At 72.3% G+C, this 6,354-nt stretch carries 7 protein-coding genes; 5 read left to right on the top strand and 2 right to left on the bottom strand.

All coding sequences use genetic code 11. The features are described from left to right. On the top strand, positions 1-362 hold a 362-nt coding region (locus TR46_RS03695), incomplete at its 5' end, for an aminotransferase class I/II-fold pyridoxal phosphate-dependent enzyme (RefSeq protein WP_042393235.1). On the opposite strand, the gene TR46_RS37665 is transcribed toward TR46_RS03695, so the two are convergent. Continuing rightward, positions 340-1,248, bottom strand: coding sequence for a DUF8832 domain-containing protein (locus TR46_RS37665; protein WP_052432521.1), 909 nt, complete (start codon positions 1,246-1,248; stop codon positions 340-342). The two genes, TR46_RS03695 and TR46_RS37665, sit on opposite strands and share 23 nt — an antisense overlap. 91 nt (positions 1,249-1,339) lie before the next feature. Between TR46_RS37665 and TR46_RS03685 the strand changes: the two genes are divergently transcribed. Continuing rightward, positions 1,340-2,332 (top strand): Gfo/Idh/MocA family protein, encoded by a 993-nt coding sequence (locus TR46_RS03685; RefSeq protein ID WP_042393233.1) that lies wholly within the window; start codon positions 1,340-1,342, stop codon positions 2,330-2,332. A 39-nt stretch (positions 2,333-2,371) separates the two neighbouring features. On the opposite strand, the gene TR46_RS03680 is transcribed toward TR46_RS03685, so the two are convergent. Then, the gene (locus TR46_RS03680) at positions 2,372-2,875 is read right to left on the bottom strand and encodes a C40 family peptidase (RefSeq protein WP_042393231.1); all 504 of its coding nucleotides are present in this window, start codon (positions 2,873-2,875) and stop codon (positions 2,372-2,374) included. Between the two features lie 861 nt (positions 2,876-3,736). On the opposite strand from TR46_RS03680, the gene TR46_RS03675 reads away from it, so the two are divergent. Genes TR46_RS03675 through TR46_RS03665 form a run of 3 tightly spaced genes read left to right on the top strand, consistent with a single transcriptional unit; the run spans position 3,737 to position 6,166 of the window. Beyond that, positions 3,737-4,039, top strand: coding sequence for an urease subunit gamma (locus tag TR46_RS03675; protein ID WP_042393229.1), 303 nt, complete (start codon positions 3,737-3,739; stop codon positions 4,037-4,039). 47 nt (positions 4,040-4,086) lie between these two features. Next, the gene (locus TR46_RS03670; RefSeq protein ID WP_042393414.1) at positions 4,087-4,398 is read left to right on the top strand and encodes an urease subunit beta; all 312 of its coding nucleotides are present in this window, start codon (positions 4,087-4,089) and stop codon (positions 4,396-4,398) included. Beyond that, positions 4,391-6,166, top strand: coding sequence for an urease subunit alpha (locus TR46_RS03665; RefSeq protein WP_084717842.1), 1,776 nt, complete (start codon positions 4,391-4,393; stop codon positions 6,164-6,166). The genes TR46_RS03670 and TR46_RS03665 overlap by 8 nt, the downstream gene beginning before the upstream one ends. Positions 6,167-6,354: the final 188 nt, after the last annotated feature.

Genomic DNA, 6,354 nt, shown 5'->3' with positions numbered 1-6,354 from the left:
CCGGCCTGGCGCCGGCCGCGGTCGGCGCCGCGCTCGGCGCGCTGCGGGTGCTCCGGGAGGAGCCGCAGCGCGCCGAGCGGGCCCGGGAGGTGGGCCGCGAGCTGTCGGCGCGGCTGTCGGCGGCCGGGCTGGACGCGTCGGTGCCCGACGCCGCCGTGGTGTCGGTCCGGGTCGCGGCCCCGGAGACGGCCCTGGCCTGGGCCGCCGCCTGCCGGGAGCAGGGGGTGCTGGTCGGCTGCTTCCGCCCGCCGTCCGTTCCCGACCGCTGGTCCCGGCTGCGCCTGACGGCCCGCGCCGACCTGACCCCGGATCAGATCGAGCACGCGGTGCAGGTGCTGGTCAGGGCCGAACCGTCACGGTGAGTGCGGCGGTGTGGTCGCCGTTCCGACGCTCCGTCCGGAACTGCACGAACAGCCGCCAGTCCCCGGCCTCGGGGAAGGTGCCGCGAAAGGCCGTCCCCCGGCCGGGCAGCGGGGTGAACGGGACCAGCGCCAGGTCGCCCGGGTGAACCGCCGTCAGCTGCGCCGGCGCGCCGTCCAGCGGGACCGTCGGGGAGCTGCCGGGCGGCGCGTCCACGGACAGCCGCAGCACGACCGGTCGGCCGGCGACCGGGCTGCCGCTGAGGTGCACGGTGAAGCCGTCGACCGAGGCGGTGTCCGAGGGCGGGTCGAGCGGGCTGGTCTCCCAGGCGCCCGGCACCTGCAGTGAGCGGCCCAGCAGCAGTCGCCCGGAGCGGCCCGCGGGCTGCCTGCTGGTGCTCGGCGCGAAGGACAGGTAGATCCGCCAGCGGCCCGGGTCCAGCTCGCCCAGCGGCGCGCTCCACACCCCCTCGCCGAGACCGGCCGGGACCACCCGCCGGAAGCCGGTCAGGTCGGAGCGGACGGCGTAGGCGCGGGCCGTGTCCGGACCGCCGCGGAAGGTGGTGACTGCGCTCCCGTCCGGGGCGAGCACCCGGAACAGGTAGTCCAGCGAGCGGACGGCGCCGGTGGGCTGCTCGGTCACCGAGTCGAGCCAGTAGCCCCCGGCGGTCACCGCCAGCCCGGCCGTGGTGACCGTCGGTCCGGCGGGGGCGCCGGCGGTCGGCTCGGGCGAGCGGGGGGACTGGAACGACCCGGGCGTCCCGGGCAGCCGGGCGCCCGGGACGGCGGGTGCGTCACCGGTGGCCGGCTGCGCGGCGCAGCCCGCCAGAAGCAGCAGGCCGACGGCGGGGAGGAGGCGGGCGATGGGGGACCATCGATGATCGGACATGCCCTGCCTAACGCCGCCGAACCCGCCACGGCACGCCGTCCCGGCGCACCGCCCCTGGACGAGTGGCAGGTCAGCGAGGTGGGATGGACCCATGACCGACACCATTCGCTGGGGCATCCTTGCCACCGGCGGCATAGCCGCAGACTTTGCCCGCGACCTGAAGCTGCTCCCCGACGCCGAGCTGGTCGCCGTCGGCTCGCGCACCGAAGCCTCCGCCCGAGCCTTCGCCGACCGCTTCGACATCCCCCGGGCGTACGGCAGTTGGGCCGAACTCGCGGCGGACGACGACGTGGACGTCATCTACGTCGCCACGCCGCACCAGGTCCACTACGAGGCGACCGCGCTGTGCCTGGAGGCCGGGCGCGCCGTGCTGTGCGAGAAGCCGTTCACCCTCAACGCCGCCGACTCCCGGTCGCTGGTGGAGCTGGCCCGCAAGCGCGGGGCGTTCCTGATGGAGGGGATGTGGATGCGCTGCAACCCCGCGATCAGGAAGATGCTCGACCTGGTCGCGGACGGGGCGATCGGCGAGGTCGGCATCGTGCACGCCGACTTCGGGTTCCCCGGCCCGACCGACCCGCTGCACCGGCTGCGCAACCCGGAGCTGGGCGGCGGCGCCCTGCTGGACCTGGGCGTCTACCTGGCCTCCTTCGCCCATCTGGTGCTGGGAAAGCCGGACACCGTCACCGCCCACGCCTCGCTCTCCCCGGAGGGCGTGGACCTCAACACCGGGCTGGTGCTGGGCTACGACTCCGGCGCGCTGGCGACGTTGAGCTGCGGGATCGTCGCCAGCAGTCCGGGCCGCGCCTACATCGGCGGATCGCTGGGCCGGATCGAGCTGCCGCCGCTGTTCCTGCGCCCCGACTCCTTCCTGCTCTACCGCAACGACGGCGACGAGGCGCAGCCGGAGGAGTTCAGCCTGCCGCGCACCGGCATCGGCTTCGCCCACGAGGCGGAGGAGGTCATGCGCTGCCTGCGCGCCGGGCTGGTCGAGAGCCCCCTGGTGACCTGGCAGGACACCGTGGAGGTGATGGAGATCCTGGACACCGCCCGCGAGCGGATCGGTGTCCGCTACCCGGGCGAGTAGCCGCGCCGCGGGCGCCGGCGCGTGCTGGTCCGGTCCGGGTCAGCGGATGCGGCCGTACCAGACGGCGCTGGTCCAGATCCTCTCCAGCTTCACGTACGAGCCGGTGTACGGGGCATGCCAGACCTTGCCGCCGCCGGCGTAGATGCCGACGTGGTAGACCGAGCTGCCGGAGTGGAAGAAGACCAGGTCGCCGGGGCGCAGGCCGGCCTTGGAGATGTGCTGGACGCTGTTGTACTGGGCCTGTGCGGTGCGCGGCAGGGACTTGCCCGCGTGCTTGAACGAGTAGTAGGTCAGGCCGGAGCAGTCGAACCGGTCGGGGCCGGCCGCGCCGTAGCGGTAGGGGTCACCGTGTTTTGACGCCGCGATGCTGAGGGCTTTGGCCTCGATGGTCGCGGCGTCGGCAGGTGTGTTCACCAGCAGGGTGCTGCCGGCGAAGGCGGCGACGGTGAGGGCCGCGGTGACCCCGGCCCGCCGGCGGCGGGGGCGGTTGGGCACGCGGGCGGGGTTGGGCACGCGGGCATGGTTGAGCACGGACGCAGTCATGTGCTTCCTTCCGGAACCGCCTACGAAAGTTCTCCCTGTCGGGTTCGGGCTCCGAAAGCTGCCCGTCCGCCGCGTGGGGCCACGCGCCGGAATTCACCCCGAGGGACGGTCGTGCCGTCCCGGCCTGATCGGGTCTCCCGCTCTCGCCTGTCAGGTGTGTGGGCACCTGGCGTCCGACCGGTGGCGAGACTCGGCGTCCGGCCGGACCGCCCCGCCACGGCGGCGGGGACTTCTCCGTTCGGCCGACAGTATTGGCACGTTTTTATGGGGCCTTCACGTTGCAACAGCCTTTTGTGACTCTTGTCACTTTCTGTTTCCCATGCGTCGACAACATGAACGATCAGCACTCCGACGATCATTTAGTGGGATTGTTCAGGGAGGTTGACAGAAGTCACATTCGACCCAGAAGAATCGTCTGACCTGCATCTATGTAGATGGGAATGCCGGATTCCGGGGGCGATGACGCGCCATTTCCTGTGTCCGGTTCTGATCCGTCCGGGTGGGTCGGCAAATGACGGAGCCTCATATTCCGCCGACGGGATTCCGTTTATGCGAATGTCCTGGCGTGCGCACGCCACGGCTGTGCGCACGATAGGAGAACGCGTCGGAACGCGTTCGGTCGACGCGCCCTCTCACCGGATCCCCTTTCGTTCCGCTAACGTGTCGGCACACGATCCGGACCCCGGGCGCGGATCGGCCGAAACGGCGGCGGGCAGAGCGGCCCGTGTGCGACGCCGTTCCCGGTCGGTACCCCCGCCGCGGTTCCGGGAGGGATCGGCGGCCCATTCGCGGCACAACGGCGTGCCCGCGTCCCACTCCCCAGGCAGCATGCATGGGACGCCCCGCAAGAGGTGCACGCCGATGAGACTCACCCCGCACGAGCAGGAACGACTGCTCATCCATGTGGCCGCGGACGTGGCCCGGGCCCGGCGTGGGCGCGGGTTGCGGCTCAACCACCCGGAGGCCGTCGCGATCCTGACGGTGCATGTGCTGGAGGGCGCCCGGGACGGGCGCACGGTGGCGGAGCTGATGGAGTCCGGGCGCAGGGTGCTGACCCGCGCGGACGTGATGGACGGGATCGCGGAGATGATCCAGGACGTCCAGGTCGAGGCGACCTTCCCGGACGGCACCAAGCTGGTGACCGTCCACGAGCCGATCGCATGAGCGCCGGACCCGGGGTCCCCGAGACGCCCCGACCGCCCGACGCGCCGCTGATCCCCGGTGAGGTGCTGCTGGGCGACGGGGACATCGGGCTGAATCTCGGCCGCGCGGTGACGGTGCTGGCCGTGGTCAACGCGGCGGACCGGCCGGTCCAGGTCGGGTCGCACTACCACTTCGCCGAGGCCAATCCGGGCCTGGACTTCGACCGGGCAGCCGCGCACGGCCGACGGCTGAACATCCCGGCCGGCACGGCGGTGCGCTTCGAGCCCGGAATCCCGGCCGAGGTGGAGCTGATCCCGCTGGGCGGCACCCGCGAGGTGCTGGGCCTGCGCGGCGAGACGAAGGGGAGCCTCGATGACTGAAGCCTCGAAGAGCGGCGACGCGACCGCGCGCCCGGCCGCCGCTGCCGCGTTGACACTGACCCGGCGCCGGTACGCGGACCTCTACGGCCCCACCGCCGGGGACCGGATCCGGCTGGCGGACACCGCGCTGCTGATCGAGGTCGAGCGGGACCTCAGCGCGGGCGGCGACGAAGCGGTGTTCGGCGGCGGGAAGGTGATCCGCGAGTCGATGGGCCAGTCGCGGGCCTCACGTGCCGAGGGCACCCCGGACACCGTCATCACCGGCGTGGTGGTGCTCGACCACTGGGGTGTCGTCAAGGCCGACGTCGGCATCCGTGACGGGCGGATCACGGCGCTGGGCAAGGCGGGCAACCCGGAGACCATGGACGGGGTCCACCCCGACCTGGTCATCGGTCCGGAGACCGAGGTCATCGCCGGCCAGGGCAGGATCCTCACGGCGGGGGCGGTGGACGCGCATGTGCACCTGATCTGCCCGCAGATCTTCGAGGAGGCCCTCGCGTCGGGTGTCACCACCCTGCTCGGCGGTGGGACCGGTCCGGCCGAGGGCAGCAAGGCGACCACGATCACCCCCGGCAGCTGGCACCTGGCGCGGATGTTCGCCGCCGCCGAGCACTACCCGGTCAACTTCGGGCTGCTGGGCAAGGGCAACACCGTCAACACCGAGTCGATGCACGCGCAGCTGCGGGCCGGCGCCCTCGGCTTCAAGATCCATGAGGACTGGGGGGCCACTCCTGCCGCCATCGACGCCTGCCTGGGCGTGTGCGAGCAGTCGGGCGCCCAACTCGCGATCCACACCGACACCTTGAACGAGGCCGGGTTCGTCGGCGACACCCTGGCGGCGATCGCCGGGCGCGGGGTGCACGCGTACCACACCGAGGGCGCCGGCGGCGGCCACGCGCCCGACATCATCACCGTCGTCTCCGAGCTCAACGTGCTGCCCAGCTCGACCAATCCGACGCGCCCGCACACCCGCAACACCGTGGACGAGCACCTGGACATGCTGATGGTCTGTCACCACCTCAGCCCCACCGTGCCGGAGGACCTGGCCTTCGCCGAGTCCCGGATCCGCCCCTCGACCATCGCCGCCGAGGACGTGCTGCACGACCTGGGCGCGATCTCCATCATCAGCTCCGACTCGCAGGCCATGGGACGGGTCGGCGAGGTGGTCATGCGAACCTGGCAGACCGCGCACGTCAACAAGGTGCGCCGGGGGTCCCTGCCCGGCGACGGGCGCGCGGACAACCTCCGGGCCCGCCGCTACGTGGCGAAGTACACAATCAACCCGGCCGTGGCCCAGGGCCTGGACGGTGAGATCGGGTCGGTGGAACCGGGGAAGCTGGCCGACCTGGTGCTGTGGAACCCGGCGTTCTTCGGCGTCAAACCCGACCTGGTGATCAAGGGCGGCCAGATCGCCTGGGCCCAGATGGGCGACGCCAACGCCTCCATCCCCACCCCGCAGCCGGTGCTGCCGCGGCCGATGTTCGGCGCGATCGGCCGGGCCCCGGCCGCCAACTCGCTGAACTTCGTCACCCGGAGCGCGTTGGACGACCACCTGCCCGAACGGCTGGCCGGGGACCTGGGCATCGGCAAGGCCTTCACCGCGATCCGCAACACCCGCGGCGTCACCAAGGACCACCTGCACGAGAACACCGCCAGGCCGCATGTCACCGTCGAGCCCGACACCTTCACCGTCCGCATCGACGGCGAGGTGGTCGAGCCCCAACCGGCGGCCGAACTGCCGATGGCCCAGCGCTACTTCCTCTTCTGAATCCGAGTCCGAGTCCGAATCCTCCTTCGAAGCCGGCCGACCATGAACCCAGCCCTGCTCGTCCTCGCCGACGGACGCTTCCCGGCGGGCGGCCACGCCCACTCCGGGGGCGCCGAGGCCGCCGTGAAGGCCGGACGCATCCATGACACCGCCACGCTGCGGGCGTTCTGCAGCGGACGGCTGCACAC

This window comes from Streptacidiphilus carbonis (assembly GCF_000787775.1).
GTDB classification, from domain to species: domain Bacteria; phylum Actinomycetota; class Actinomycetes; order Streptomycetales; family Streptomycetaceae; genus Streptacidiphilus; species Streptacidiphilus carbonis.
The sequence above is the reverse complement of the archived record's forward strand: the minus strand, read 5'-3'. Positions and strand labels throughout refer to the sequence as shown.

What these genes read in the sequence shown, in the direction of transcription:
- TR46_RS03685 (WP_042393233.1), top strand. Translation starts at nt 1,340, where the DNA reads ATGACCGACACCATTCGCTGGGGCATCCTTGCCACCGGCGGCATAGCC.
- TR46_RS03675 (WP_042393229.1), top strand. Translation starts at nt 3,737, where the DNA reads ATGAGACTCACCCCGCACGAGCAGGAACGACTGCTCATCCATGTGGCC.
- TR46_RS03680 (WP_042393231.1), bottom strand. Translation starts at nt 2,875, where the DNA reads ATGACTGCGTCCGTGCTCAACCATGCCCGCGTGCCCAACCCCGCCCGC.
- TR46_RS03665 (WP_084717842.1), top strand. Translation starts at nt 4,391, where the DNA reads ATGACTGAAGCCTCGAAGAGCGGCGACGCGACCGCGCGCCCGGCCGCC.
- TR46_RS37665 (WP_052432521.1), bottom strand. Translation starts at nt 1,248, where the DNA reads ATGTCCGATCATCGATGGTCCCCCATCGCCCGCCTCCTCCCCGCCGTC.